Source organism: Streptomyces xanthophaeus (assembly GCF_000725805.1).
GTDB classification, from domain to species: domain Bacteria; phylum Actinomycetota; class Actinomycetes; order Streptomycetales; family Streptomycetaceae; genus Streptomyces; species Streptomyces xanthophaeus.
This window is the reverse complement of sequence record NZ_JOFT01000049.1, coordinates 37,117-63,416: the sequence shown is the minus strand read 5'-3', so window position 1 is coordinate 63,416 and position 26,300 is coordinate 37,117. Positions and strand designations below refer to the sequence as shown.

The window sequence follows — 26,300 nt, the reverse complement described above, 5'->3', positions numbered from 1 at the left end:
CCGACACCCGTTTCCATGGTCGTCGGGGGCTTCGGTGCGCATGGGGCCGATTTTGGCGGGTAGCGGAGGCTCATGGTCTCCTGGGGCGACAAATTCACCGGACCACGGCACAGGGGACACCACCCAGCTCCCCTGCGGCGCGGTCCGGCCCTGCCTGCCCCACCCCACGAAGGCGAAGTCATACATGAGTGACCGCACCTTGACCGAGGCTCCCGCCCCGGCGTCTTCCCGCCATGTCGACGCCGGTGACGAGGGCTACAGCAAGGACCTCAAGTCCCGCCACATCAACATGATCGCCATCGGCGGGGCGATAGGCACCGGCCTGTTCCTCGGCGCGGGCGGCCGGCTGGCCGGAGCCGGCCCCTCCCTGGCCATCGCCTACGCGGTGTGCGGCATCTTCGCCTTCTTCGTCGTCAGGGCCCTCGGCGAGCTCGTGCTCTACCGGCCCTCCTCCGGAGCCTTCGTCTCCTACGCCCGTGAGTTCATGGGGGAGAAGGGCGCCTACACGGCAGGCTGGCTGTACTTCCTGAACTGGTCCACGACCACCGTGGCCGACATCACCGCCGCCGCGACCTACGCGCACTTCTGGTCGCTGTTCACGGACGTCCCCCAGTGGGTGCTCGCCTTCATCGCCCTGGCCGTCGTCCTCACCGCGAACCTGATCTCGGTGAAGTACTTCGGCGAGATGGAGTTCTGGTTCTCGCTGGTCAAGGTCGCCGCCCTGGTGATCTTCCTGCTCGTCGGCATCTACCTCGTCGCCACCAGCCACGAGATCGGCGGCCACACCCCGGGCCTCGCCACCATCACCGACAACGGCGGGCTCTTCCCCTCCGGCGTCCTCCCGATGCTCCTGGTGATCCAGGGCGTCGTCTTCGCCTACGCCTCCGTCGAGCTCTGCGGCGTCGCCGCCGGCGAGACCGAGAACCCCGAGAAGATCATGCCCAAGGCGATCAACTCGATCATGTGGCGCGTGGGCCTCTTCTACGTCGGCTCGGTCGTCCTGCTCGCGCTGCTGCTCCCGTACACCGCGTACAGCTCCGACCAGAGCCCCTTCGTCACCGTCTTCGACAAGCTCGGCATCCCCGGGGCCGCCGGCGTCATGAACCTCGTGGTCCTCACGGCGGCACTGTCCAGCCTGAACTCCGGCCTCTACTCCACCGGCCGCATCCTGCGCTCGATGGCCATGTCCGGCTCCGCCCCGAAGTTCACCGGCGTCATGAACAAGGGCAAGGTCCCCTACGGCGGCGTCCTGTTCACCGCCGCCTTCGGCGTCGCGGGCGTCGGCCTGAACTACTTCATGCCGAAGGACGCCTTCGAGATCGTCCTGAACTTCGCCTCCCTGGGCATCCTCGGCACCTGGGCGATGGTCATGATCTGTTCGCTCTTCTTCTGGCGCCGCTCCCGCGAGGGCAAGGTCGAACGCCCCGCATACCGCCTGCCCTGGGCCCCGTACACCCAGATCGTCACGCTGGTCTTCCTCGCCACGGTCCTGGTGCTGATGTGGTGCGACGGCGGCGTCGGCCGCACCACGGTCCTGTGCGTCCCGCTCATCGCCGCCGCCCTGGTCGGCGGCTGGTTCCTGGTCCGCGGCCGGGTGGCGGCCCTCGCCGCCGCCCGCGACTGACCGGCCCGCGCCACCCCGCACCCGCCCCCGGGACCACTGGTCCCGGGGGCGGTGCCGTGTTCACCCGTTCACCTGCCGGGGGCGGAAACGAAGAAGGACCCCGCCGAAGCGGGGTCCTTCTCTTCTTGCTCTGGTGTCCGAGGGGGGACTTGAACCCCCACGCCCGATAAAGGGCACTAGCACCTCAAGCTAGCGCGTCTGCCATTCCGCCACCCGGACAAGGTGTCTGTCTCGCGTCCCTCGCGGGCCGTTCCGACGTGGAAAACATTACCAAACATTCCGGGGTCCTCGATCACACCCCCCGGCGGCCGGGGATCGCCCTTGGGCAGAACGGTCCGGGGCGGGAGGATGGAGGCAGTTCGGTACTGATCAGTGGGAGGAAGCAGCGTGAGCGAGTCGAGCGCGGGCAGGACCGTCTCCGGCGAGGACGAGGTCGTGGACCTCTGCCGGGACCTCATCCGGATCGACACCAGCAACTACGGGGACCACTCGGGCCCCGGCGAGCGCAAGGCCGCGGAATGGGTCGCCGAGCAGCTCGCCGAGGTCGGGCTGGAGCCGCAGATCTTCGAGTCGCACAAGGGACGGGCCTCCACCGTCGCGCGGATCGAGGGCGAGGACCCCTCGCGGCCGGCCCTGCTGATCCACGGGCACACCGACGTGGTCCCGGCCAATGCGGCGGACTGGACCTACGACCCCTTCGCCGGTGAGATCGCCGACGGCTGCCTGTGGGGCCGGGGCGCCGTCGACATGAAGGACATGGACGCGATGACGCTGGCCGTCGTGCGCGACCGGATGCGCAGCGGCCGCAAGCCCCCCCGGGACATCGTGCTGGCCTTCCTCGCCGACGAGGAGGCCGGAGGCCTGTACGGGGCGCGGTACCTCGTGGACAAGCACCCCGGCCTCTTCGAGGGCGTGACGGAGGCGATCGGCGAGGTGGGCGGCTTCTCCTTCACCGTCAACGAGAACCTGCGGCTCTACCTGGTCGAGACGGCCCAGAAGGGCATGCACTGGATGCGGCTCACGGTGGAGGGCACCGCGGGCCACGGCTCCATGACCAACAACGACAACGCCATCACGGAGCTGTGCGAGGCCGTCGGCCGCCTGGGCCGCCACCAGTGGCCGGTGCGCGTGACCAAGACCGTACGGTCCTTCCTGGACGAGCTCTCGGACGCGCTCGGCACCCCCCTGGACCCGGACAACATGGACGCGACGCTGGCCAAGCTCGGCGGCATCGCCAAGATGGTCGGCGCGACCCTGCGGAACTCGGCGGCGCCGACCATGCTGGGCGCCGGCTACAAGGTCAACGTGATCCCGGGACAGGCCACCGCGCACGTCGACGGCCGCTTCCTGCCGGGCTACGAGGACGAGTTCTTCGCCGACCTCGACCGGATCCTCGGCCCGCGCGTGAAGCGGGAGGACGTGCACGGGGACAAGGCCCTGGAGACGGACTTCGACGGGAAGCTCGTCGACGCCATGCAGGGCGCCCTGAAGGCGGAGGACCCGATCGCACGGGCCGTCCCGTACATGCTCTCGGGCGGTACGGACGCCAAGTCCTTCGACGACCTGGGCATCCGCTGCTTCGGCTTCGCCCCGCTCCAGCTGCCGCCCGAGCTGGACTTCGCAGGGATGTTCCACGGAGTGGACGAGCGGGTCCCGGTGGACGGGCTGAAGTTCGGCGTGCGGGTCCTAGACCGGTTCATCGACAACGCCTGAGATTCGGACCGGTGTGCGCATTCCACTGAGAAGAGTGAATGCGCTCATACGCTCGTAGCCCTGGTGATCCCTCCTCGTTACAGGTGGTGCGGTCCGCGGCTGGGACCGCACTTGACTACTAGGAGGAACAATGATCAAGAAGGTTGTAGCCGCTGTGGCTGCCACGGGTGGCCTGGTTCTCGCGGGTGCGGGTCTGGCCCACGCCGATGCGGGTGCCCAGGGTGCGGCCATCGGTTCGCCCGGTGTCGCGTCCGGCAACGTGATCCAGGTCCCGGTTCACGTCCCCGTGAACGTCTGCGGCAACACGATCTCCGTGATCGGCCTGCTGAACCCGGCCTTCGGCAACACCTGCGTCAACGCCTGACGCCGTTAGAAGTTCTGGCCCCGGAGTGCGTTCCAGCGCTCCGGGGCCGCCGGGCTTTCGGGCCCGGCCCACACGACTTTCGGCGCACCAGGCGGGGGAGCCCGGACGGCCGGGTGGCGGCCGAAGACACGTACGACACCAGGGGACGAGTACAGATGCGACGACCGGCACAGGTCACCAGGAAGACCCTGATCACCATGGCTGCCGCGGGGGGTGTCCTCGCTCTGGGCGGGGGCTACGCACACGCGGATTCCGCAGCCTCGGGGCAAGCGGCGAACTCACCCGGCCTGCTGTCCGGGAACACGGTGCAGGCGCCCGTGGACGCGCCGGTGAACGCCTGCGGGAACACCGTGACGGTGGTGGGAGGCCTGAACCCGGCCTTCGGGAACCACTGCGCCAACATCTCGGGCAAGCCGGGGAAGCCCGGCCACCCAGGTCACCCGGGCCACCCGGGCCACCCGGGTCACCCCGGCAATCCGGGCCACCCCGGTCACCCGGGCGACGACGACGAGCCTTGCGACGACCACCCGGGCAACCCGGGCACGCCGGGCAACCCCGGGAACCCGGGTACGCCGGGCACTCCCGGAAACCCCGGCACTCCTGGGAACCCCGGTACGCCCGGCAGCCCGGGTACGCCTGGCAATCCCGGTACGCCCGGCAACCCGGGAACTCCCGGTACTCCGGGCAACCCCGGCAACCCCGGTACGCCCGGAAACCCGGGGACTCCTGGGAACCCGGGGACTCCTGGGAACCCGGGTACGCCCGGCAACCCCGGCACCCCGGGTAACCCGGGGACTCCCGGTACTCCGGGCAACCCCGGCAACCCCGGTACGCCCGGAAACCCGGGCACGCCCACCGGGCCCGGTAACGGCTCCGTCACCCCCGTGACCAACCCCGGCCAGGGGACGGGCCAGGGGAGCGGCCACGAGGCCGGTCTCGCCGCCACCGGCGCCGGAGACGTCCTCGGCGCGGGCCTCCCGATCGCCGGAGGCCTGCTCCTGGCCGGTGCGGTCCTCTACCGGCGGGCCCGCAGCGCCGCCTGACGGCAGCCTGCACGGCGCGGGCCCCGCCCCCGGGGCCCGCGTCACCAGGTCGCGCGGACCTGTCGGATGATCCGGCGGCGCAGCCGCACGCGGCGGCTGCCGTCCCGGTGCAGGGTCAGGCGGTCCAGTTCCCAGTTCCCGTACTCGGCATGATCGGTCAGCAGGCGGGTCGCCTCCTTGCGAGGGACGCCGCGGGGCACGTACACGTCGACGAATTCGTATTCCGGCATCGCATCTATTGTGCGGGCGGAGGCCTGCTACGGATAGCGTCTGCTCTATGTCTGATGCCGCTCTGCCCACTGTTGCCGAGGTACGCGCCGCCGCCGAGGCGGTCAAGGCCGCTCTCGACCGCCACCTCGCCGCGGTCGAGAGCAGGACCGGGGACGAGGACCCGGAGGTCTACGCCGCCTTCAACGAACTCGCCGCGGCGGCCGAGGAGTACGACGAACTCCTCTACGACCGGTACGACGAGGTCACTCCCTTCGAGATCCCCACCCCCGAGGACGGTGTCCCGTACACCGGCCCCGCCGATCCCACCGCCTTCAGCGTGCTCATCCGCCGTGACTACGCGGTGGTCGAACCGCCGCGGCTGATCGCCCAGGCCGAGCGCGTCGCCGCGCACGACCGGGACGCCGAACTCGTCCAGGACGGCGGCACCGCCGGTGCGCTGGGCGTTCTCTTCGGGGAGTACGAGCCCGACGAGATCGCCTCCCGTTACAAGGAGTTCGGGCTGGAGGAGGGCGACTCCACGCTCTGGATCGCGGCCGCGGAGGAAGTGGCCGAACCGGGGGAGTGGCTCAACTCCCCCTTCGCGCACACCGACCCGGAGGACGTGCTGCACCGCTTCGACGTCAGTTCCGTCTTCGACGAGGAGGACGACGCGGACGACACGGACGCCGACGAAGACGAGGAAGAGGCCGAGACCGCGGAGCCGGGGCTGGCCCCTGCCTGATCCCCCCGACGTCCCGGCCGGACACCGTGGCCCCCGCCCTCGCAGGCGGGGGCCACGGCCGTCACTCCGGCTGTTCCCGGGCGGAGGCCACCAGGGCCTTCAGCAGGCCCGTCAGCCGCGTCGTACGGGGCTTCGGCAGGACCTCCGCCACCGCGCGCGGCAGCGCCTGGTCCACGCCGTGCACCACGGACAGGTGCCGCTCGGCCCGCCCGAACGCCGTGTACACCCAGTCCCGCGACAGGGCCTCGGCCGCGTCCCCCGGCAGTACGACGACCACCGCGGGCCAACGCGCCCCCACGGCCTGGTGGGCGGTCACGGCCCAGCCGTGCCGGACCCGCGCCTCCACCTGTTCCTTCGGTACGACGGTCCGGGCGCCCGCACGCTCCAGGTGCAGCCCCTGCGCATCGGCCGACACCACCCGGGCCGGCACCGCCCGCCCGGGGGAGGGGACGTGGACGACCCGGTCGCCGGGGTCGAAGCCGCCGAACCGGCCCGGCCCGGGGTTCAGGCGCTCCTTGAGGGCGGCGTTCAGCGCCCGGGTCCCCGCCGAGCCGCCGTGGCCCGGGGTGATCACCTGCACCTCGTCCGCGGGGATCCCGAAGGCCCGCGGCACCGACTCGGCCACCAGCTGCACGGTGCGGTGCACGGCCTCCGCCGCATCCCGTACCGGAACGATGACGACCTCCTTGCCGGGGGCCTCCACCTGGTTCAGCTCCCCGATCCCGACCCCCGAGACGAGCTCGCCGACCGGGCCCGGGTCGGGGGTGCGGGAGACCACCTGGGGACAGGCACGGGCCGCCAGCACATCCGCGAACACCCGCCCGGCCCCGGCGGATCCCAGGACACCCGGGTCCCCGCTGAGCACGAGCCGGGCCCCGTCCGGCACCGACTCCACCAGGGCGGCGGCGGTCTCCACGTCCAGCTGGGGTGCGTCGAGCACCACGAGCAGGTCCAGCGCGAACTGCCCGTCCGCGTCCCGGCCCGGCCCCTCCGTCCCGGACAGCAGGCCCGCCACCGTCACGGAATCCGGTCCGCCGGGGGCGTGCGCGGCCAGGCAGGTCCGCAAGCCGAGTTCCCCGGCGGCCGCGAGCAGGGCGGCCGCTTCGGCGCGGGCGGCCTCGCCGCCGGTGTGGGTGACCAGGCCGTGGCCCGCGACGGCGCGGATCAGCTCCGCGGCGGAGGGGTTCGGCGCGGCGCCGACGGCCTTGTCCCAGTCCGCCAGGGCGTCGAAGGCGTTGGCGAGCCGGGCCAGGCCGTCGGCCAGGCTCTCCTCGGCCATGGCGGAACCCTCCAGGCCCACCAGGATGCGGACCGGCTCCTCCTCGCCCTCCTCGTACTGCGCGCCGGGCGCGCCGAGCGGTTCCTGGAACACCAGTACCGCCCCCTCCGCGATGGCCGTCTCAAGGGCCCCGGCCGGGTCCGGTACGGCGTACTGGGCCAGCGCCGAGCGCAGTACGGGCGCCTCCAGGGCGGTGTGGCCCTTGAGCGCGGCCTGGAGCAGAAGCCAGCCCACCAGGGCTCCGGTGCGGCGCTCGTCCCCGGGACCGGCCCCGGCGCCCAGCAGGGCCCGCGCGAAACCGTCCGCCTGCGTCGGGCGCACGGAGGCCACGGACAACAGCCGCCAGGGGTTCTCGGCGAGGGCCTCGGCGGCGTCCTCGCCCAGGGCCGCGGCGGTCTCGGCGGCGAGCGCCTCCGGGGCGCCACCGCGGGCCAGGACGACCCGTACCTCCTCGACGGTGCCGGGGGCGACCGCCACGGGCCGTGGGGCCGGGGTGCGCGGCTGCGGGGGCGCGGGGGCGGGCCTGCGGGGCGCGGCGGGCGCCTCGTCGAAGGTGGCGGCGGGGGGCTTCGCCCCGCTCTCGACGGCGCGTACGGCGGCCAGCAGGTCGGCGGCCTTCCCGCTGAGCTTCGCCCCGGCGTCGACGGGGGCCTCCCGCTCGGCCTTGCGCCGGGCGATCCGCTCCCGCTCGACCCGCTGCGCAGCCAACTCGGCCTGCGCCTCACTCAGCCCCGCAGGAACAACCCCGTCGACCGCAGCCCCGGCCCCGGCGTCGGCGCCGGTGCCAGCCCCGGCCTCAGCCCCCGACTCGGCGTCCGCCCCGGCCTCGACGTCGGCTCCGGCCTCAGCCTCAGCCTCGGCGCCAGCGTCGCCCCTGGCCCCAGCGTCGGCCTCGACGTCGGTCCGGGCCTCAGCGCCAGCCTCGGCCCCGGCGCCAGTGCCGGCTCCGGCCCCGGTGTCGGCCCCGGCCTTCGCGTCGGCTCCGGCGTTGCCGCCCGCTCCGGCCTCAGCCTCAGCCTCGGCGCCCGCTCCGGCCTCAGCCTCAGCCTCGGCGTCCGCTCCGGCCTCAGCCTCAGCCTCAGCATCGGCCCCGGCGTTGCCCTCGGCATCGGCATCGGGCTCAGCATCGGCCCCTGCCTCGGCGTCCGCTCCGGCCCCCGCGTCAGCTCTGGCCTCGGCTTCGGCCACGGTGTCCGGCGCTTCCGGCTCGGCCTCCGGTGCGGCCGGGGTGTCGGGGGTGGCCGCCTCGGGGGCGGGCTCCGTTTCCGGATCCGCCTCGGCGGGGGTGCGGGCCTCCGCTTCTTCCGCTTCCTCCGCGGCAGCGGGCTCGGCCTGACGGTCCGTACTCACAGCGTGCTCCAGTCCTGATCGGGATAGCGGTGCACCGGCGCCGAGACATCGTCCAGCGCCCGGCAGATCTCCTCGGGAAGACTAAGGGCCTCCACCGACAGGGCCGCCTCGAGCTGTGCGGCCGTCCGCGCGCCGACGATCGGGGCGACCACCCCCGGCCGGTCCCGGATCCATGCCAGGGCCACCTGGAGCGGGGTCACGGCCAGCCCCTGGGCCGCGGTCGCCACCGCGTCCACGATTAGGCCCGCCGTCTCGTCCAGGTACGGCTCCACGAACGCGGCCAGGGTCTGCGAGGCGCCCCTGGAGTCCGCCGGGACGCCGTCCCGGTACTTGCCCGTCAGCACCCCGCGGCCCAGCGGCGAGGCGGGCAGCAGCCCGATCCCCAGGTCCAGCGCGGCGGGCAGCACCTCTCGTTCCACACCCCGCTGGAGGAGGGAGTACTCCATCTGCGTCGACGCCAGCCGGGTCCGCACCCCGGGGGCCGCCAGCTGCCAGGTCGCCGCCTTCGCCAGCTGCCAGCCGCAGTAGCCCGCCACCCCGGCGTACCGGGCCCGGCCGCTGCTCACCGCGAGGTCCAGGGCCTGCAGGGTCTCCTCCAGCGGGGTCGACGGGTCGAAGGCGTGCACCTGCCAGAGGTCCACGTGATCGGTGCCCAGCCGCTCCAGGGACGCGTCCAGGGCGGCCAGCAGGTGCCCGCGCGAGCCGTCGAAGCGCCGGTCCGGGTCGCGGACGCTGCCCGCCTTGGTCGCGATGACCAGGTCCCGGCGCGGGACGAGCCCGCCGATCAGCCGGCCGAGGAGGTACTCCGCCTCCCCGCCGCCGTACGCGTCGGCCGTGTCGACGAGCGTGCCGCCCGCCTCCCAGAAGGCCTTCACCTGTTCGGCGGCGGCCTCCTCACCGGTGTCGCGGCCCCAGGTGAGGGTGCCGAGGCCGATCCGGGAAACGCGCAGTCCGGTGCGGCCGAGATGCCTCTGCTCCATGAGCGCTGAGACTACTGGGGCACTGACGCGGAGCACCCGGGCGCGCTACAGTCCCCCGCAGACCTACGTTACTGATCGGTAAACCGGTAAGGGGACGACACATGCGGCTCGGCATCAATCTCGGCTACTGGGGTGCGGGCATGGACGCCGACAACCTCGCCGTCGCACAGGAGGCCGACCGCCTCGGCTACGACGTCTGCTGGGCCGCCGAGGCCTACGGCTCCGACGCCCCGACCGTCCTGGCCTGGGTCGCCGCCCAGACCGAGCGCATCGACGTGGGCTCGGCCATCCTCCAGATCCCGGCCCGCCAGCCCGCGATGACGGCCATGACCGCCGCCACCCTGGACTCGCTGACCAAGGGCCGCTTCCGGCTCGGCCTCGGCGTCTCCGGCCCGCAGGTCTCCGAGGGCTGGTACGGCGTCAAGTTCGACAAGCCGCTCGCCCGGACCCGCGAGTACGTGGAGATCGTCCGCAAGGCGATGACCCGCGAGCGCCTCTCGTACGCGGGCGAGCACTGGACCCTGCCGCTGCCGGACGGCCCCGGCAAGCCGCTCAAGCTGACCGTGCACCCGGAGCGCGAGCACATCCCGCTCTACATCGCGGCCATCGGCCCGAAGAACCTGGAGCAGACCGGCGAGATCGCCGACGGCGCGCTGCTGATCTTCCCGGCCGCCGAGCACCTGGAGGCCACCGCGCTCACCCACATCCGGGCGGGCCGCGAGAAGGCGGGCCTGACCATGGAGGGCTTCGACGTCTGCCCGACCGTGCCGCTGGCCCTCGGCGAGGACGTGAACGCCCTGGCCGACATGTTCCGCCCGTACACCGCCCTGTACGTCGGCGGCATGGGCAGCCGGAAGCAGAACTTCTACAACCAGCTGGCCCAGCGCATGGGTTACGAGAAGGAAGCCGCCGAGATCCAGGACAAGTACCTGGCGGGCGACAAGGCGGGCGCCGCCGAGGCCGTCCCGCACTCGCTGATCGACTCGACCACGCTGCTCGGCCCCGTGGAGCGGATCGCGGACGGCATGCGGGCCTACGCGGAAGCCGGGGTCACCACGCTGACGCTGGCCCCGGCCGGATTCACCCTGGACGAGCGGGTCGCCGCCCTGCGGGCCGGCACCGAGGCCATGGAGCGCGCCGGACTGGCCTAGGCGGCCAGGCCGGTTACCGAGGCCATGGAGCGCGCCGGACTGCCACGCAAGTACGTCCAGTACGAGCCGTGGCCCTCCGCCTTGCGATGCACCGCACCGGACACCGCGACCCGGCAAACCTTTCCGGCCACAGCACTAGGCGGCCCGGGCCCAGGTGCCCCGGGTCCGCGGACCCCGCAGTGCGGGGTCCGCGTCCGGGCGGGGGGCCTGCGGCCGTGGTGGGGGCTCGGGGGGTCTTCCCCGCCACGGCCGACACCCGCAACAACGCCCGGAGCGCCCCCGGGGTTACGCACCCGGCCGCCGCCCCCGGTTCGTTCATTCGGACGAGTAGTGCGACCTATCGGTTGCCCCGTCCGGCGAGCGGAGTTTGACTCGGTGCATGCTCTCTGCCCGCAGCCTGTTCCAGGAGATCGTCGAGCACGACGACTCCTTCCAGCTGTTCTGCTCCATCGCCGCCAGCGGGGAGTCCCAGGGCGGCTGGGAGAACGCCCGCATCGCGGCCCTGGTGCCCGCCACCATGCGCGATCTCGCCCCCAAGATCACCCGGCACGGCGCCGACGAGGACAAGCACGGGCGGATCTTCAACGCCCTGCTCCGCAAGCGCGGCCTCGAACCCGTCCCCGTACCGCCCGAGACCGACTACACGATGCTGCTGGAACGGCGCGGCATCGGCCTCGCACACGACAAGCTGCGCCGCGAGGCGCCGCTGACGGAGCAGGACATCGTCGTCTACCTCTCCCACAGCCGCGTCACCGAGCAGCGGGCCGCCGACCAGATGGACATGCTGGTGCGCAACTTCGGCGAGCACCCCGAGCTCGGCAAGGCCATCCGGATGATCAGCCACGACGAGGACAACCACCTCGCCTACTGCCACGAAGAACTGCTGCGCCTGGCCCGGCAGGGGCACGGCCGCACCATCCAGCGGGTGCTGCGCGAGAGCGCGCTCGCCGAGATCGGCGTCTACCGCGACGTGAGCCTCGCCGTCATGGGCCACATGGGACGGCTGCTGCAGTGGCCCGCGCCCAAGGCCGCCGCCCTCGCCGCCGGCATCCGCGGCATGTACGCGTACGAACGCTTCAGCGGCTGGCACCGGATGATCAGCCTGCGCATGCCCGAACGGCGCGACGCACTCGGCGGCGCACCGGTCCCCGAGCCCGAGTTCGTCTAGAGGCCGGCCCGGCGGGGCCGCCGGGCCGCTACAGCCAGCCCCGGCGCTTGAACATCCGGTGCAGGCCCGCGCACAGCACCGCCATGAGCACGAGCAGGGCCGGGTAGCCCCAGGGCTGCCTGAGCTCCGGCATGTGATCGAAGTTCATCCCGTAGATCCCGGCGACCATCGTCGGGACGGCCGCCATCGCCGCCCACGCCGAGATCTTGCGCATGTCGTCGTTCTGCCGGACCCCCATCTGCGCCAGGTGCGCGGAGAGGGCGTCCGACAGCAGCCGGTCCAGGCCCTCGACGTACTCGTTCGCCTTCGTCAGGTGGTCCGCCACGTCGCGGAAGAACGGCTGGGCCCGCTCGTGCACGAAGGGGACCCGTCCGAAGGCCAGCCGGTCCATCGGCTGGAGCAGCGGGCTCGTCGCCCGGCGGAACTCCAGCACCTGCCGCTTGAACCCGTAGATGCGGGCGGCGGTGTTCTTGGTGTCCGAGGCGTTCGGGGCGAAGACGTCGGCCTCCAGCTCCTCCAGGTCGGCCTGGAGCTCGGCGGCCACCTCGATGTAGTGGTCCACCACTGCGTCCGACACCGCGTACAGCACCGCCGTCGGCCCGTGCCGCAGGACGTCCCGCTCCTGCTCCAGGCGGTGGCGCACCGCGGCCAGCGGGGCCCCCTCGCCGTGCCGGACCGTGACCACGAAGGAGTCGCCGATGAACACCATCAGCTCGCCGGTGGTCACCGTGTCGCTGTCGTCGTCGTACAGGACCGGCTTGAGGACGACGAAGAGGGAGTCGTCGTACACCTCCAGCTTCGGACGCTGGTGCGCGGTCAGGGCGTCCTCCACCGCCAGTGCGTGCAGCCCGAACTCCTCCCGGACGTAGTCGAATTCCTTCTCCGTGGGCTCGTACATGCCGACCCACACGAAGGCGTCGCCGGTCGCCCGGGCCTGGTCGAGGGCGTCCGAGAAGTCCTCGGGTCCCTCGGTGCGGCGGCCGTCCCGGTACATCGCGCAGTCCACAATCACGCGGTGCATTCTTCCCTGCCCGCGGCCCGCCCGCACGCGCGTGGCACCGCATACGCTGGCCCCATGGCCACGCTGATCCTCGTACGACACGGGCGGTCCACCGCCAACACCGCAGGGCTGCTCGCCGGATGGACCCCGGGGGTCGCCCTCGACGAGCGCGGCGCCGAGCAGGCCGCCGCACTGCCCGGACGGCTGGCGGGGGTGCCGCTCGCCGTCGCCGTCTCCTCCCCGCTGCAACGCTGCCAGGAGACCCTCGCACCGCTGCTGGCCGCCCGCCCCGGGCTGACCGTGCACACCGACGAGCGGATCGGCGAGTGCCACTACGGGGACTGGTCGGGCCGCAAGCTCTCCGAGCTCTCCGAAGAACCCCTGATGAAGATCGTCCAGCAGCACCCCTCGGCCGCCGCCTTCCCCGGCGGGGAGTCGATGCGCGCCATGCAGGCGCGCGCCGTGGACGCCGTACGGGAGTGGAACGCACGGATCGAGGAGGAGCACGGCAGCGATGCCGTCTTCCTGATGTGCTCGCACGGGGACATCATCAAGTCCCTTGTCGCGGACGCCCTGGGCATGCACCTGGACCTCTTCCAGCGGATCCACGTCGACCCCTGTTCGGTCACCGCCATCCGGTACACGCCGACCCGCCCCTTCGTGTTCCGGCTCGGCGACACCGGGGACTTCGGCTCGCTGGTCCCGCGCGCGCCGAGCGACAAGGCCGCCGAAGACGGAGGCAACGCCGTCGTGGGCGGCGGCGCGGGCGCGGCGTGATCGAACGGCGCAGTAGGGTGGACTGGCCCTAACCAACGCGCGCAGCCGTACCCCGGGCAGCCCTGCCCCTGCCGCCGAGACTTGGAGACTGGACGTGCCCCGTCAGGTGTTCCTCTACGACCCCCCGGACCGCTTCGTGGCCGGCACGGTCGGTCTGCCGGGACGCCGTACGTTCTTCCTGCAGGCCTCCTCCGGCCCCCGGGTCACCAGCGTCTCCCTGGAGAAGACCCAGGTCGCGGCGCTGGCCGAACGGATGGACGAGCTGCTGGACGAGGTCGTGCGGCGCACCGGGGGCAATGCCCCCGTACCGGCCGTCGCCCCCGCCGAGGCCACCGACACCGCGCCCCTGGACGTCCCCGTCGACGAGGAGTTCCGCGTCGGCACCATGGCCCTGGCCTGGGACGGCGAGGAACAGCGCATGATCGTCGAGGCGCAGGCCCTGGTGGAACTCGAGGCCGACTCGGACGAGGACCTCGCCGAGGCGGAGGAACGGCTCCTCCAGGACGAGGAGAACGGGCCGCCGATGCTGCGGGTGCGCCTCACCGGCGCCCAGGCCCGCGCCTTCGCCAAGCGGGCCCTGGACGTGGTCAACGCGGGCCGCCCGCCGTGCCCGCTGTGCAGCCTGCCGCTGGACCCCGAGGGCCACGTGTGCCCGCGCCAGAACGGCTACCGGCGCCAGGCGTGAGCGCAGCGGGGGGAATCGAAGAGCTGCTCGCCCTGGGTGAGCTCACCGTCGTCGGCCGGATCCGCGAGGCCTCCAACGCCGTCCTGCTGTGCACCGTCACGCACGAGGGCGTGAGCGCCGACTGCGTCTACAAGCCGGTCAAGGGCGAACGGCCGCTGTGGGACTTCCCCGACGGGAACCTCGCCCAGCGCGAGGTCGCCGCCTACCTGGTCTCCGAGGCCACCGGCTGGGGCCTGGTGCCCGCCACCGTGCTGCGTGACGGGCCCTACGGCGAGGGCATGGTCCAGCAGTGGATCGAGAGCGCCCCGCAGGAGCAGCCCGGGGCGGGACTGCTCGCGCTCGTCGAGGGCGAGGAGCCGGGCGAAGGCTGGAAGCCGGTGGCCTTCGCCGAGGTGGGCGAGGGCCGCACCGCCCTGCTCGTGCACGCCGACGACCCGCGGCTGCGCCGCCTCTCCGTCCTCGACGCAGTGATCAACAACGGTGACCGCAAGGGCGGTCACCTGCTGCCCGCCCCCGACGGCCGGCTCTACGGCATCGACCACGGCGTGACCTTCCACACCGAGGACAAGCTGCGCACCCTCCTGTGGGGCTGGGCGGGGGAGCCGCTCACGGACGAGGCCCGCCAGGTGCTGGCCTCCCTCGCCGAGGGCCTGGCCGCGGGAGCGCCGCTCGCCACCCGTCTGGCCCAACTGATCACGACCGTCGAGCTGGCCGCCGTACGGGAGCGGGTGGCGCAGCTGCTGCGGACGGGAACCCACCCGGAGCCCTCCGGACAGTGGCCCTCGATCCCCTGGCCGCCGGTCTGAACCAGCCATGGCCGATACGCATAGTTCCGGCCGGACCGCAAGAGTGCCGATCAAGACAACAGTGCAGGTCCGGTTCGTTACCGGAACATCCGTCCGGTTAGGCTCGACACATGCATGCCTGGCCCGCTTCTGAGGTCCCCGCCCTTCCTGGCAAGGGCCGCGACCTCAAGATCCACGACACCGCGACCCAGGGGACGATCACCCTCGCCCCCGGTCCCGTCGCCCGAATCTACGTCTGCGGCATCACTCCGTACGACGCGACCCACATCGGTCACGCGGCGACCTACAACGCGTTCGACCTCGTACAGCGCGTGTGGCTCGACACCAAGCGGCAGGTCCACTACGTCCAGAACGTCACGGACGTGGACGACCCGCTCCTGGAGCGGGCGCTGCGCGACGGCCACGACTGGACCGAGCTCGCCGAACGCGAGACGGCCCTCTTCCGCGAGGACATGACCGCCCTGCGGATGCTGCCGCCGCAGCACTACATCGGCGCCGTCGAGGCCATACCCGGCATCGTGCCGCTGGTCGAGCGGCTGCGCGACGCGGGCGCCGCCTACGAGCTCGAAGGCGACGTCTACTTCTCGGTGGAGTCCGACCCGCACTTCGGCGGGGTCTCGAACCTCGACGCCGAGGCGATGCGCCTGCTCTCCGCGGAGCGCGGCGGCGACCCCGACCGGCCGGGGAAGAAGAACCCGCTCGACCCGATGCTGTGGATGGGCGCGCGCGAGGGCGAGCCGAGCTGGGACGGCGGCTCGATGGGCCGCGGCCGGCCCGGCTGGCACATCGAGTGCGTGGCCATCGCCCTGGACCACCTGGGCATGGGCTTCGACATCCAGGGCGGCGGCTCCGACCTGGCGTTCCCGCACCACGAGATGGGCGCCTCGCACGCGCAGGTCCTGACGGGCGAGTTCCCGATGGCCAAGGCGTACGTGCACGCGGGCATGGTGGCCCTGCACGGCGAGAAGATGTCGAAGTCCAAGGGCAACCTGGTCTTCGTCTCCGCGCTGCGCCGCGCCGGGGTGGACCCGGCGGCGATCCGCCTGGCCCTGCTCTCGCACCACTACCGGGCCGACTGGGAGTGGACGGACGCGGTGCTGGCCGACGCGGTGGCCCGCCTGGAGCGCTGGCGCGCGGCCGTGTCCCGGCCGGACGGCCTGGCGGCCGACGCACTGGTCGAGGAGGTCCGCGAGGCCCTGGCGGACGATCTGGACGCCCCGGCCGCGCTGGCGGCCGTGGACCGCTGGGTCGAGTGCCAGCTCGCCTCGGGCGGCGACGACGAATCGGCCCCGGGCCTGGTGTCGCGGACCGTGGACGCGCTGCTCGGCGTGGCCCTGTAGAACAGCGAAACCGGAGGGGCCGGGTTGCGCGCGAAGCGCAATCCCGGCCCCTCCGGCGTGTGCGGAGCGGGACGGGGGCCGAGGCCCCACGAAGCCCGGGCGCACCTGCGCGGCGCCGCCGCACCCGGCCGGCTAGGCCTCCGGCGGGGTGTCGTCCTCCTCCGGAGGAGCCACGGCCGGAGGCTGCGGATCCTCGCCCGAGACGTCCGGCTTGCGCTTCGGTGCGCGGGGGAGCCCGCTGGACGGGTCCCGCAGGTACGAACCGTCACCCGCCTCCGGCGCCGGGCCCGCCGCCGGATCCCGGCGGCGCAGGTACCGTTCGAACTCCCGCGCGATGGCATCGCCCGAGGCCTCCGGGAGGTCCGCGGTGTCCCGCGCCTCCTCCAGCGTCTGCACGTACTCCGCGACCTCGCTGTCCTCGGCGGCCAGTTGGTCCACGCCCAGCTGCCAGGCCCGTGCGTCCTCGGGCAGTTCGCCCAGCGGGATCCTGATGTCGATCAGGTCCTCCAGCCGGTTCAGCAGGGCCAGCGTCGCCTTCGGGTTCGGCGGCTGCGAGACGTAGTGCGGCACCGCCGCCCACAGCGACACCGCCGGCACGCCCGCGTGCGTGCAGGCCTCCTGCAGGATCCCGACGATGCCGGTCGGGCCCTCGTACTTCGTCTCCTCCAGGTCCATCGTCCGCGCCAGGTCCGCGTCCGAGGTGACCCCGCTCACCGGCACCGGCCGGGTGTGCGGGGTGTCCCCGAGCAGCGCCCCCAGGATGACGACCATCTCCACGCCCAGTTCGTGGGCGAAGCCCAGGATCTCGTTGCAGAACGACCGCCACCGCATGGACGGTTCGATCCCCCGGACCAGCACCAGGTCGCGCGGCTTGGCGCCGCCGATGCGGACCACCGACAGCCGTGTGGTCGGCCAGGTGATCTTCCGTACCCCGTTGTCCAGCCACACCGTCGGCCGGTTGACCTGGAAGTCGTAGTAGTCCTCGGCGTCCAGAGCCGCGAAGACCTCGCCCTTCCACTCCCGGTCCAGGTGCGCGACCGCACCGGAGGCCGCGTCACCCGCGTCGTTCCAGCCCTCGAACGCGGCCACCATGACCGGGTCGATCAGCTCGGGCACGCCCTCAAGCTCGATCACCCAGGTCTCCTTCCGAAGTTCCCTTGTGTACGTGGGTCAGCCTAAGCCTTGTTGAGGCACCGGCCACAGCCCACGGCAGAGGGGCGGTTCCCCTCGGAACCGCCCCTCTTCCCCACCTGCGTGACAGCTATGCCTTGCGGCCCAGCATCTCCTCGACCCGCGCGCGTACGGACGCGTCGTCCAGACCGCGGACCGTCACCGTCGTGCGCCGGCGCAGTACGTCGTCGACGGTCTGCGCCCACTCGTTGTCACGGGCGTAGGCGACCTGCGCCCAGATCTCCGGACCGTCGGGGTGGATCCGCTCCGCCAGTGCCGGGTCCTCGTTGGCGATGCGGGCGATGTCGAAGGCGAGCGAACCGTAGTGCGAGGCAAGGTGGCGGGCCGTCAGCGGGTCCATGCGGGCGCCGGGCTCGCGGTCCACCAGCAGCCGGTGCGCGACCGCGTTCGGGTTGGCGACACCGGGCAGCGGGATGCGGCGCACGAGCGACTTCGCCGGCTCCATGTCCTCGGTCAGCGGGCTGCCCGGGAGCTTCGCCAGCTTGTCCATGACCACACGGCCGATGTGGCGGTACGTCGTCCACTTGCCGCCGGCCACCGACAGCATGCCGCCCGCACCCTCGGAGACCACCGTCTCGCGCTTGGCCTTCTCCACGCCGCCGGGGCCGCCGGGCAGCACCCGCAGGCCCGCGAAGGCGTACGTCATCAGCGAGCGGTCCAGATCGGCGTCCTTCACCGAGAAGGCCGCCTCGTCCAGGATCTGCTGGATGTCGGACTCGGTGGCGCGCACGTCGCCCGGGTCGCCCTCGTACACCTCGTCGGTGGTGCCCAGCAGCAGCTGGTCCTCCCACGGCAGGGCGAAGGTGATGCGGTACTTGTCGATCGGGGTGGCCATGGCGGCCTTCCACGGCGACTTGCGCTTCATCACGATGTGCGCGCCCTTGGAAAGGCGGATGGACGGCATCGAGTGCTTGTCTTCCATGCGCCGCAGGTGGTCCACCCACGGGCCGGTGGCGTTGAGCACGACGCGCGCGTCCACCCCGAACTCGGTTCCGTCGAGACGGTCCTTGAGCTCGGCGCCGCTGACCCGGCCGCGCGTCGTGCGCAGGCCGGTGACCTCGGCGTGGTTCAGGACGACCGCGCCGGACTCGACGGCCGCGCGGACCGTCATGACGGCGACGCGGGAGTCGTTCATCTGGTGGTCGTAGTAGACCGCGACGGCCTTGAGGTTGTCCGTCTTCAGGCCCGGGTTGTCGGCGACGGCACGGGCCGGGGATATGACCTTGCCGATGCCGTCACCGAAGGCGGAGAGCGCCGAGTACGCGAACACGCCCGCGCCCAGCTTCGCGGCGCCGACCGGACCGCCCTTGTACACCGGGAGGTAGAAGGTGAGCGGGTTGACCAGGTGCGGGGCCACGTCCTTGGCCAGCACCCGGCGCTCGTGGTGGTTCTCGGCCACCAGCTTGACCGCGCCGGTCTGCAGGTAGCGCAGACCGCCGTGGACGAGCTTGGAGGAGGCGGAGGAGGTGGCGCCGGCGAAGTCGCCGGCGTCCACCATGGCAACCCGCAGACCCGACTGCGCGGCGTGCCAGGCCACCGAAGTGCCCAGGATTCCACCGCCGATGACCAGCAGGTCGTACGTGGCCTTGGCCAGCTGCTCGCGGGTCTCGGCGCGGCTCGGGTTCGAACCGGCGGTCGGGTGCGCGCCCAGCGCGGGGACGCTCTGCAGGCTGCTCATATCTCTCTTAGCTCCTCGTCGATTGACTCAGCTGGTGCGGTCAGCTGGCGTCTTCGTCGTCGACCCAGCCCATGGAACGCTCCACGGCCTTGAGCCAGCTCTTGTACTCGCGGTCCCGCTGCTCGGCGGGCATCCGCGGGGTCCACTCCGCCGCGCGGCGCCAGTTGGCGCGCAGGGCGTCGGTGTCGGGCCAGAAGCCGACGGCCAGGCCGGCGGCGTAGGCGGCGCCGAGACAGGTGGTCTCGGCGACCATCGGGCGCACCACGGGGGCGTCCAGGAAGTCCGAGAGCGTCTGCATCAGCAGGTTGTTGGAGGTCATGCCGCCGTCGACCTTGAGGGCCGCGAGCTCGACGCCCGAGTCCTTGGTCATGGCGTCGGTGATCTCGCGGGTCTGCCAGGCGGTGGCCTCCAGGACGGCACGGGCGATGTGCGCCTTGGTGACGTACCGGGTGAGGCCGGCGATCACACCGCGGGCGTCGGAGCGCCAGTACGGGGCGAACAGGCCGGAGAAGGCCGGCACGAAGTAGGCGCCGCCGTTGTCCTCGACCGAGGAGGCGAGCGTCTCGATCTCGGCGGCGGACTTGATCAGGCCCATCTGGTCGCGCATCCACTGGACGAGCGAGCCGGTGACGGCGATGGAGCCTTCCAGCGCGTAGACCGGCTTCTGGTCGCCGATCTGGTAGCCGACCGTGGTCAGCAGGCCGCTGTAGGAGTTGATGATCTTGTCGCCGGTGTTCATGAGCATGAACGTGCCGGTGCCGTAGGTGGACTTCGCCTCGCCCTCGGCGAAGCAGGTCTGGCCGAAGAGGGCGGCCTGCTGGTCACCGAGCGCCGAGGCGACCGGGACGCCGGCGAGGACGCCTTCCTTGACGTGGCCGTAGACCTCGGCGGAGGACCTGATCTCGGGGAGGACGTTGAGCGGGACGCCCATGGACTCGGCGATCTTGTCGTCCCAGGCCAGGGTGTGCAGGTTCATCAGCATGGTGCGCGAGGCGTTGGTGACGTCGGTGACGTGCACGCCGCCCTCGGCGCCGCCCGTGAGGTTCCAGATGACCCACGAGTCCATGGTGCCGAAGAGGATGTCGCCCGCCTCGGCGCGCTCGCGCAGACCCTCGACGTTGTCGAGCATCCAGCGGATCTTCGGGCCGGCGAAGTAGCTCGCCAGCGGCAGGCCGGTCTCGCGGCGGAAGCGGTCCTGGCCGACGTTGCGGCCGAGCTCCTTGCACAGGGCGTCGGTGCGGGTGTCCTGCCAGACGAGCGCGTTGTGCACGGGCTCGCCGGTGTGGCGGTCCCACAGGAGGGTGGTCTCGCGCTGGTTGGTGATGCCGACGGCCTTGACGTCGGCGGCGGTGATCTCGGCCTTGGCGATGGCGCCGGCGACGACCTCCTGGACGTTGGTCCAGATCTCGGTGGCGTCGTGCTCGACCCAGCCCGGCTTCGGGAAGATCTGCTCGTGCTCCTTCTGGTCGACGGCGACGATGCGGCCGTCGCGGTCGAAGACGATGCAGCGGGAGGAGGTGGTGCCCTGGTCGATCGCGGCGATGAAGGGGCCGGTGCTGCTGGTCATGATGGCTGCTCCTGGCAGGTCTGGTGAGTAGGCGGAATCAGGAGTGCGGTGCGGATCTTACGAGCGCTGCAAATGCTGATCAGGCGAACGCGATGTTGTACAGACCGCCGGCGATGACGGCACCGACGAGCGGGCCGACGACCGGGATCCAGGAGTATCCCCAGTCGGAGCCGCCCTTGTTGGGCAGCGGGAGCAGGGCGTGCACGATGCGCGGACCGAGGTCGCGGACCGGGTTGATGGCGTAGCCGGTCGGGCCGCCGAGAGAGAGGCCGATGCCGACGACGACGAAGGAGGTGATCAGGACGCCGATGACGCCGAGGCCCTTGCCGTTGTCCTGGAGGCCCTGGGTGAGGATCGCCAGGATCAGGACGGCCGTGCCGATGATCTCGGTGGCCAGGTTCTGCACCACGTTGCGGATCTCGGGGCCCGTGGAGAAGACGCCGAGCACGGGGCCCGCCTGGTCGTGCGGGTGCGGGTCCTCCGGGCCGAGCGTGGCGTCCTTGATGTGCTCCGGGTCGGACAGGTGCACTCGGAACTGGCCGTAGTAGGTGACCCACATCAGGACCGCGCCGAGCATGGCGCCCAGCAGCTGGCCGGCGAAGTAGACGGGCACGTCACCCCACTCGCCGGTCTTGACGGCGATGCCGACGGTGACGGCCGGGTTGAGGTGGGCGCCGGAGAGGGGGGCCGAGACGTAGGCGGCGATCAGGACGGCGAAACCCCAGCCGAAGGTGATCGCGAGCCAGCCCGCATTGCGGGCCTTGGAGCTCTTGAGGGTCACGGCGGCGCACACGCCACCACCGAGCAGGGTGAGCAGGGCGGTACCGATGGTCTCGCCGATGAAGATGTCGGAGCTGGACACCCGCGACTCCTTACGTACGTCCAGGGGTGGGCGGAAACCGGGTCCCTCCGGTGGTTCCGCGCACTCGGTGAGTGCTGCACCGGTCCTTGGCCTTGCCACACCTTAGCGCGTATTGCCGGTAGGTGTTCGACAATGCCGACCGATGAACGGCAGTTTTCCGCCCAAGTGAAGAACGCGTCAAGGGTCGACCAGGTCAAAGTGTCGGATCGTTACCACCACGGAGGATCGAACGAAACCAGCCATCACACGGTCGCGATATGGCGAAAAGAGGGCAGAAGGTGCCCAGGGTGTGGCCGAGAAGGGCCTACAAGGGGGTCAGAACCGGCCCGCGCCGAGATCGCGTGAAACAGCGCGCGCACAGTCCCGCACGGACGCCACGAGGGCAGCACGGGGCTCTCCCGGCTCCCCGCAGACCCGCTCCACGGCGCCCGCCACCGCCACCGCGCCGACCGGCATCCGCCGCCGGTCGTGGATGGGTGCGGCCACCGAGGCGATGCCGTCCCAGGTCTCCTCGACGTCACTGGCCCAGCCGCGCGCGCGGGTCAGGGCCAGCACGTCCTCGAAGCCGGCGGCATCGGTGACCGTCCGCGGGGTGAACGCCTCGCGCTCCACCTCCAGGACCTGGGTGTGCGCCACCGGGTCGTACGCGGAGATCACCTTGCCCAGCGCGGTGGAGTGCAGCGGCTGCATGGCCCCGACCTCCAGCACCTGGCGGCTGTCGTCGGGCCGGAACACGTGGTGCATGATCAGCACCCCGCTCTTGTGCAGGACGCCCACGTACACGCTCTCGCCGCTCGCCCGGGCCAGGTCGTCCGTCCAGACGAGGGCGCGGGCGCGCAGCTCGTGCACGTCGAGGTAGCTGTTGCCCAGGCGCAGCAGTTCCGCGCCGAGCTGGTAGCGCCCGGAGGCCGGGTCCTGCTCCACGAAACCCTCCGCCTGGAGGGTGCGCAGGATGCCGTGGGCCGTGCCCTTGGCCAGGCCAAGGGAAGAAGCCACGTCCGACAGCCCCAGGCGGCGCTCGCCGCCCGCCAGGAGTCGCAGCATCGCAGCGGCTCGTTCGAGCGACTGGATGTTCCGTGCCATCGCGCAGCCTCCTGCTGACCTTGCTCACTCATGCGGTTCGACAATGCTGAACAGTATCGGTCGATGCCGACCTCGTGCGAGGGCGGGGAAGTGTTCGAGACACTGTCGACGACCGGAAGCCCCAGGTGAACCCCCGCCACAGAATGCCGTCCGCCACGTGGGACGACCCATCCGGGTCCCGGGCCGCGCGGTTACCCTGACCGCGTGCACCCTTGACATAGGAGGGGGTGCAAAGCCGACAGCCGTCGCATCCCAGGGAGCATAACCATGGCCTCGTTGCCGAACCCGCCCGCAGACACCCAGACCCGGGCCGACGCCCTCCGAGAGGCGCTCGCCACCCGTGTGGTCGTGGCCGACGGGGCCATGGGGACGATGCTCCAGGCGCAGGACCCGAGCATGGAGGACTTCCAGCAGCTCGAGGGGTGCAACGAGGTCCTCAGCGTCACCCGCCCCGACATCGTCCGCTCGGTGCACGAGACCTACTTCGCTTCGGGCGTCGACTGCATCTCCACCAACACGTTCGGCGGAAACTACTCGGCCCTCGCCGAGTACGACATCGCGGACCGCAACTTCGAGCTCAACGAGGCCTCCGCCCGCATCGCCCGCGAGGTCGCCGACGAGGTCACCGCCTCCACCGGCGAGCAGCGCTGGGTCCTGGGCTCCATGGGCCCCGGCACCAAGCTCCCCACCCTCGGCCACATCGGCTACGACACCCTCCGCGACGCCTACCAGATCAACGCCGAGGGCCTCCTCGCCGGCGGCGCCGACGCCCTCCTGGTGGAGACCTCCCAGGACCTCCTCCAGGCGAAGTCCGCGCTCATCGGCGCCCGCCGCGCCATGGACGCGTACGGCGTCTCCGTGCCGCTGATCTGCTCCGTCACGGTCGAGACCACGGGCACGATGCTGCTCGGCTCGGAGATCGGCGCGGCCGTCACGGCGCTGGAGCCCCTCGGCATCGACATGCTCGGCCTGAACTGCGCCACCGGCCCCGCCGAGATGAGCGAGCACCTGCGCTACCTCGCGCGCCACTCCCGGCTGCCGCTCTCCTGCATGCCCAACGCCGGCCTGCCCATCCTGGCCAAGGACGGCGCGTACTACCCGCTGACCGCCGACGAGCTCGCCGACGCCCAGGAGACCTTCGTCCGCGAGTACGGACTCTCCCTGGTCGGCGGCTGCTGCGGTACCACCCCGGAGCACCTGCGCAAGGTCGTGGAGCGCGTGCGCGGTGCCCAGATCACCGAGCGCCACCCGCAGGCCGAGCCCGGCGCGGCCTCGCTCTACCAGACCGTGCCCTTCCGCCAGGACACCTCGTACATGGCGATCGGCGAGCGCACCAACGCCAACGGCTCCAAGAAGTTCCGCGACGCCATGCTGGAAGCGCGCTGGGACGACTGCGTGGAGATGGCGCGCGACCAGATCCGCGAGGGCGCGCACATGCTCGACCTGTGCGTGGACTACGTGGGCCGCGACGGCGTCGCCGACATGGAGCAGCTCGCAGGCCTCTTCGCGACCGCCTCCACCCTGCCGATCGTCCTGGACTCCACCGAGGTCCCGGTCATCAAGGCGGGCCTGGAGAAGCTCGGCGGCCGCGCCGTCATCAACTCCGTCAACTACGAGGACGGCGACGGACCCGAGTCCCGCTTCGCGAAGGTCACCCGGCTGGCCCAGGAGCACGGCGCCGCACTGATCGCGCTGACCATCGACGAACAGGGCCAGGCCCGCACCGTCGAGCACAAGGTCGCCATTGCCGAACGCCTCATCGACGACCTCACCGGCAACTGGGGCATCCATCGAGGCGATCCGCGAGCTCAAGCGCCGCCACCCCGACGTGCAGACCACCCTCGGCCTGTCGAACATCTCCTTCGGCCTCAACCCGGCCGCCCGCGTGCTCCTGAACTCCGTCTTCCTCGACGAGTGCGTCAAGGCGGGCCTGGACTCGGCCATCGTCCACGCGAGCAAGATCCTGCCGATCGCCCGCTTCGACGACGAGCAGGTCACCACCGCCCTGGACCTGATCTACGACCGGCGAGCCGAGGGCTACGACCCGCTGCAGAAGCTGATGGCCCTCTTCGAGGGCGTCAACACCAAGTCCCTCAAGGCCGGCCGCGCCGAGGAACTCCTCGCGCTGCCGCTGGACGAGCGCCTGCAGCGCCGGATCATCGACGGCGAGAAGAACGGCCTGGAGGCCGACCTCGACGAGGCCCTCCAGACCCGCCCCGCCCTCGACATCGTCAACGACACCCTCCTGGAGGGCATGAAGGTCGTCGGCGAGCTCTTCGGCTCCGGCCAGATGCAGCTCCCGTTCGACATCGGCAAGAACCTCGTCGACATCATCCTGTCCAACAACGGCTACAACGTCGTCAACATCGGCATCAAGCAGCCGGTCTCGGCGATCCTCGAAGCCGCGGTGGAGAACAAGGCCGACGTGATCGGCATGTCCGGCCTCCTCGTGAAGTCGACCGTGATCATGAAGGAGAACCTGGAGGAGCTCAACCAGCGCAAGCTGGCGGCCGACTACCCGGTGATCCTCGGCGGCGCCGCCCTCACCCGCGCCTACGTCGAGCAGGACCTCCACGAGATCTACGAGGGCGAGGTCCGCTACGCCCGCGACGCCTTCGAGGGCCTGCGCCTGATGGACGCCCTCATCGCCGTCAAGCGCGGAGTCCCCGGCGCCACCCTCCCCGAGCTCAAGCAGCGCCGTGTCGCCAAGCGGGACACCCCCGCCCTCCAGGTGGAGGAGCCCGAGGAGCCGGGCGGCCGCTCCGACACGGCCACCGACAACCCGGTCCCCACCCCGCCGTTCTGGGGCACCCGCGTGGTCAAGGGCATCCCGCTCAAGGACTACGCGTCCTGGCTGGACGAGGGCGCCCTGTTCAAGGGCCAGTGGGGACTCAAGCAGGCCCGCGCGGGCGGGGCCACGTACGAGGAGCTCGTCGAGACCGAGGGCCGGCCCCGGCTGCGCGGCCTCCTCGACAAGCTGCACACCGAGAACCTGCTCGAAGCCGCCGTCGTCTACGGATACTTCCCCTGCGTCTCCAAGGGCGAGGACCTGATCATCCTCGACGAGGCCGGCAACGAGCGGACCCGCTTCACCTTCCCGCGCCAGCGCCGCGGCCGTCGCCTGTGCCTCGCGGACTTCTTCCGCCCCGAGGAGTCGGGGGAGACCGACGTGGTCGGCCTCCAGGTCGTCACCGTCGGCTCGAAGATCGGCGAGGCCACGGCCAAGCTCTTCGAGTCCGACTCCTACCGCGAGTACCTCGAACTGCACGGGCTGTCCGTCCAGCTCGCCGAGGCCATGGCCGAGTACTGGCACGCACGCGTCCGCGCCGAGCTCGGCTTCGGCGGCGAGGACCCCGCCAAGGTGGAGGACATGTTCGACCTCAAGTACCGCGGCGCCCGCTTCTCGCTCGGCTACGGCGCCTGCCCCGACCTGGAGGACCGCGCGAAGATCGCCGACCTCCTCCAGCCGGAGCGGATCGGCGTCCACCTCTCGGAGGAGTTCCAGCTCCACCCGGAGCAGTCGACGGACGCGATCGTGATTCACCACCCCGAAGCGAAGTATTTCAACGCACGCTGAGGCGGACCGACGTACACTTGTCGGTCCCATACAGGCCGGTCACCTGTTCCCCGGGGAATACCCCGTGGAGCTGGGTGACCGGCCTTCTCGTCCCCAGAGAGAGGTGTGCC

20 protein-coding genes, 1 tRNA gene and 2 pseudogenes are annotated in these 26,300 nt (G+C 71.7%); 13 read left to right on the top strand and 10 right to left on the bottom strand.

All coding sequences use genetic code 11. The annotated features are described in order from the left end of the window. The first annotated feature begins 184 nt into the window (after positions 1 to 184). Positions 185 to 1,624 (top strand): amino acid permease, encoded by a 1,440-nt coding sequence (locus tag IO30_RS0126370; RefSeq protein WP_031146799.1) that lies wholly within the window; start codon positions 185 to 187, stop codon positions 1,622 to 1,624. A gap of 131 nt (positions 1,625 to 1,755) precedes the next feature. Here the strand turns inward: IO30_RS0126370 and IO30_RS0126365 are convergent. Further along, a tRNA-Leu gene (locus IO30_RS0126365) sits at positions 1,756 to 1,843 on the bottom strand. A 168-nt stretch (positions 1,844 to 2,011) separates the two neighbouring features. Here IO30_RS0126365 and IO30_RS0126360 point away from each other — a divergent pair. The 4 genes and pseudogenes from IO30_RS0126360 to IO30_RS47905 all read left to right on the top strand — a co-directional run bounded on the left by IO30_RS0126360 (position 2,012) and on the right by IO30_RS47905 (position 4,744). Then, complete coding sequence (locus IO30_RS0126360) at positions 2,012 to 3,337, top strand: M20/M25/M40 family metallo-hydrolase (protein WP_031146798.1); 1,326 nt, start codon at positions 2,012 to 2,014, stop codon at positions 3,335 to 3,337. A gap of 130 nt (positions 3,338 to 3,467) precedes the next feature. Next, positions 3,468 to 3,701, top strand: a complete 234-nt coding sequence (gene chpH / locus IO30_RS0126355; RefSeq protein WP_031146795.1) for a chaplin ChpH — start codon at positions 3,468 to 3,470, stop codon at positions 3,699 to 3,701. A gap of 155 nt (positions 3,702 to 3,856) precedes the next feature. Continuing rightward, positions 3,857 to 4,090 (top strand): annotated as a pseudogene (locus IO30_RS47910) (chaplin); the annotation flags it as partial. A gap of 495 nt (positions 4,091 to 4,585) precedes the next feature. After that, positions 4,586 to 4,744, top strand: coding sequence for a hypothetical protein (locus tag IO30_RS47905; RefSeq protein WP_308443077.1), 159 nt, complete (start codon positions 4,586 to 4,588; stop codon positions 4,742 to 4,744). A gap of 41 nt (positions 4,745 to 4,785) precedes the next feature. Here the strand turns inward: IO30_RS47905 and IO30_RS0126345 are convergent, their stop codons facing one another. Further along, positions 4,786 to 4,974 carry a DUF5703 family protein gene (locus tag IO30_RS0126345; RefSeq protein ID WP_031146791.1) on the bottom strand — a complete coding sequence of 63 codons (189 nt, stop codon included), beginning with the start codon at positions 4,972 to 4,974 and terminating at the stop codon, positions 4,786 to 4,788. Positions 4,975 to 5,021: 47 nt separating this feature from the next. Here IO30_RS0126345 and IO30_RS0126340 point away from each other — a divergent pair, with 47 nt between their 5' ends. Further along, entirely contained in the window at positions 5,022 to 5,696 is a 675-nt protein-coding gene (locus tag IO30_RS0126340; RefSeq protein WP_031146789.1) for a hypothetical protein, read from the top strand. Between the two features lie 61 nt (positions 5,697 to 5,757). On the opposite strand, the gene IO30_RS0126335 is transcribed toward IO30_RS0126340, so the two are convergent. Both IO30_RS0126335 and IO30_RS0126330 read right to left on the bottom strand, forming a co-directional pair. Then, complete coding sequence (locus IO30_RS0126335) at positions 5,758 to 8,163, bottom strand: helix-hairpin-helix domain-containing protein (RefSeq protein ID WP_078904827.1); 2,406 nt, start codon at positions 8,161 to 8,163, stop codon at positions 5,758 to 5,760. A 158-nt stretch (positions 8,164 to 8,321) separates the two neighbouring features. After that, positions 8,322 to 9,305, bottom strand: a complete 984-nt coding sequence (locus tag IO30_RS0126330) for an aldo/keto reductase (protein ID WP_031146786.1) — start codon at positions 9,303 to 9,305, stop codon at positions 8,322 to 8,324. Between the two features lie 101 nt (positions 9,306 to 9,406). On the opposite strand from IO30_RS0126330, the gene IO30_RS0126325 reads away from it, so the two are divergent. Next, on the top strand, positions 9,407 to 10,456 hold the full coding sequence (locus IO30_RS0126325; RefSeq protein WP_031146784.1) for an LLM class F420-dependent oxidoreductase: 1,050 nt from the start codon (positions 9,407 to 9,409) through the stop codon (positions 10,454 to 10,456). 379 nt (positions 10,457 to 10,835) lie between these two features. After that, complete coding sequence (locus tag IO30_RS0126320; RefSeq protein ID WP_031146782.1) at positions 10,836 to 11,624, top strand: hypothetical protein; 789 nt, start codon at positions 10,836 to 10,838, stop codon at positions 11,622 to 11,624. A gap of 28 nt (positions 11,625 to 11,652) precedes the next feature. On the opposite strand, the gene corA is transcribed toward IO30_RS0126320, so the two are convergent. Further along, the gene (corA, locus tag IO30_RS0126315; RefSeq protein WP_031146780.1) at positions 11,653 to 12,645 is read right to left on the bottom strand and encodes a magnesium/cobalt transporter CorA; all 993 of its coding nucleotides are present in this window, start codon (positions 12,643 to 12,645) and stop codon (positions 11,653 to 11,655) included. 54 nt (positions 12,646 to 12,699) lie between these two features. Between corA and IO30_RS0126310 the strand changes: the two genes are divergently transcribed. The 4 genes from IO30_RS0126310 (at position 12,700) to mshC (ending at position 16,232) form a co-directional block, all read left to right on the top strand. Further along, positions 12,700 to 13,401: a histidine phosphatase family protein gene (locus IO30_RS0126310; protein ID WP_031146778.1), complete on the top strand. Its 702-nt coding sequence runs from the start codon at positions 12,700 to 12,702 to the stop codon at positions 13,399 to 13,401. A gap of 94 nt (positions 13,402 to 13,495) precedes the next feature. Then, on the top strand, positions 13,496 to 14,086 hold the full coding sequence (locus IO30_RS0126305) for a DUF3090 domain-containing protein (RefSeq protein WP_031146776.1): 591 nt from the start codon (positions 13,496 to 13,498) through the stop codon (positions 14,084 to 14,086). Next, positions 14,050 to 14,892, top strand: coding sequence for an SCO1664 family protein (locus tag IO30_RS0126300; RefSeq protein WP_051902600.1), 843 nt, complete (start codon positions 14,050 to 14,052; stop codon positions 14,890 to 14,892). The genes IO30_RS0126305 and IO30_RS0126300 overlap by 37 nt, the downstream gene beginning before the upstream one ends. Positions 14,893 to 15,002: 110 nt before the next feature. After that, positions 15,003 to 16,232: a cysteine--1-D-myo-inosityl 2-amino-2-deoxy-alpha-D-glucopyranoside ligase gene (gene mshC / locus IO30_RS0126295; protein WP_031146772.1), complete on the top strand. Its 1,230-nt coding sequence runs from the start codon at positions 15,003 to 15,005 to the stop codon at positions 16,230 to 16,232. Positions 16,233 to 16,364: 132 nt separating this feature from the next. Here mshC and IO30_RS0126290 read toward each other — a convergent pair whose 3' ends face one another. The 5 genes from IO30_RS0126290 to IO30_RS0126270 form a co-directional block, all read right to left on the bottom strand. Further along, a complete protein-coding gene (locus tag IO30_RS0126290) occupies positions 16,365 to 17,366 on the bottom strand; it encodes a PAC2 family protein (RefSeq protein WP_031146770.1) in 1,002 nt (333 codons plus the stop codon). Positions 17,367 to 17,493: 127 nt separating this feature from the next. Further along, complete coding sequence (locus IO30_RS0126285; RefSeq protein WP_031146768.1) at positions 17,494 to 19,101, bottom strand: glycerol-3-phosphate dehydrogenase/oxidase; 1,608 nt, start codon at positions 19,099 to 19,101, stop codon at positions 17,494 to 17,496. 40 nt (positions 19,102 to 19,141) lie between these two features. Beyond that, entirely contained in the window at positions 19,142 to 20,668 is a 1,527-nt protein-coding gene (gene glpK / locus IO30_RS0126280; protein ID WP_031146766.1) for a glycerol kinase GlpK, read from the bottom strand. Positions 20,669 to 20,747: 79 nt separating this feature from the next. Then, positions 20,748 to 21,530, bottom strand: coding sequence for an MIP/aquaporin family protein (locus IO30_RS0126275; RefSeq protein WP_031146764.1), 783 nt, complete (start codon positions 21,528 to 21,530; stop codon positions 20,748 to 20,750). 315 nt (positions 21,531 to 21,845) lie between these two features. After that, positions 21,846 to 22,613 carry an IclR family transcriptional regulator gene (locus IO30_RS0126270; RefSeq protein WP_031146762.1) on the bottom strand — a complete coding sequence of 256 codons (768 nt, stop codon included), beginning with the start codon at positions 22,611 to 22,613 and terminating at the stop codon, positions 21,846 to 21,848. 267 nt (positions 22,614 to 22,880) lie between these two features. On the opposite strand from IO30_RS0126270, the pseudogene IO30_RS40825 reads away from it, so the two are divergent. Beyond that, positions 22,881 to 26,190 (top strand): annotated as a pseudogene (locus IO30_RS40825) (homocysteine S-methyltransferase family protein). The last annotated feature ends 110 nt before the right edge of the window (positions 26,191 to 26,300 follow it).

What these genes read in the sequence shown, in the direction of transcription:
- IO30_RS0126370 (WP_031146799.1), top strand. Translation starts at nt 185, where the DNA reads ATGAGTGACCGCACCTTGACCGAGGCTCCCGCCCCGGCGTCTTCCCGC.
- chpH (WP_031146795.1), top strand. Translation starts at nt 3,468, where the DNA reads ATGATCAAGAAGGTTGTAGCCGCTGTGGCTGCCACGGGTGGCCTGGTT.
- IO30_RS0126345 (WP_031146791.1), bottom strand. Translation starts at nt 4,974, where the DNA reads ATGCCGGAATACGAATTCGTCGACGTGTACGTGCCCCGCGGCGTCCCT.
- IO30_RS0126340 (WP_031146789.1), top strand. Translation starts at nt 5,022, where the DNA reads ATGTCTGATGCCGCTCTGCCCACTGTTGCCGAGGTACGCGCCGCCGCC.
- IO30_RS0126330 (WP_031146786.1), bottom strand. Translation starts at nt 9,305, where the DNA reads ATGGAGCAGAGGCATCTCGGCCGCACCGGACTGCGCGTTTCCCGGATC.
- IO30_RS0126325 (WP_031146784.1), top strand. Translation starts at nt 9,407, where the DNA reads ATGCGGCTCGGCATCAATCTCGGCTACTGGGGTGCGGGCATGGACGCC.
- IO30_RS0126320 (WP_031146782.1), top strand. Translation starts at nt 10,836, where the DNA reads ATGCTCTCTGCCCGCAGCCTGTTCCAGGAGATCGTCGAGCACGACGAC.
- corA (WP_031146780.1), bottom strand. Translation starts at nt 12,645, where the DNA reads ATGCACCGCGTGATTGTGGACTGCGCGATGTACCGGGACGGCCGCCGC.
- IO30_RS0126310 (WP_031146778.1), top strand. Translation starts at nt 12,700, where the DNA reads ATGGCCACGCTGATCCTCGTACGACACGGGCGGTCCACCGCCAACACC.
- mshC (WP_031146772.1), top strand. Translation starts at nt 15,003, where the DNA reads ATGCATGCCTGGCCCGCTTCTGAGGTCCCCGCCCTTCCTGGCAAGGGC.
- IO30_RS0126285 (WP_031146768.1), bottom strand. Translation starts at nt 19,101, where the DNA reads ATGAGCAGCCTGCAGAGCGTCCCCGCGCTGGGCGCGCACCCGACCGCC.
- glpK (WP_031146766.1), bottom strand. Translation starts at nt 20,668, where the DNA reads ATGACCAGCAGCACCGGCCCCTTCATCGCCGCGATCGACCAGGGCACC.
- IO30_RS0126270 (WP_031146762.1), bottom strand. Translation starts at nt 22,613, where the DNA reads ATGGCACGGAACATCCAGTCGCTCGAACGAGCCGCTGCGATGCTGCGA.